1 protein-coding gene is annotated in these 264 nt (G+C 74.2%); it reads right to left on the reverse strand.

Features of this window, described 5'->3' with window-relative positions; genetic code table 11:
• The coding region (locus STRAU_RS25935) for an acyl carrier protein (protein WP_037661923.1) at nt 1-264 on the reverse strand (264 nt) is incomplete at both ends.

Below are 264 nucleotides of genomic sequence, written 5' to 3' on the forward strand. Positions count from 1 at the left end.
GGGGTAGCGGCAGCTCATCGACACGATGACGATCGGGTCATCGTCCTCGGCGCCTGCCGCGCGTCCGGCGGGAGCCGGTGCCGCGCCGGTCGCCGCTGCCGACTCGCCCACCAACTGCGCCCGCAGGTAGCCCGCGAGCACGGCCGAGGTCGGGTAGTCGAAGACGAGGGTCGTGGGCAGCTTCAGGCCGGTGGCGGCGGCGAGCCGGTTGCGGACCTCGACCGCCGTCAGCGAGTCGAAGCCCAGCTCACGGAACGCCCGCCC

The sequence above is a fragment of the Streptomyces aurantiacus JA 4570 genome (assembly GCF_000414115.1).
GTDB classification, from domain to species: Bacteria; Actinomycetota; Actinomycetes; order Streptomycetales; family Streptomycetaceae; genus Streptomyces; species Streptomyces aurantiacus_A.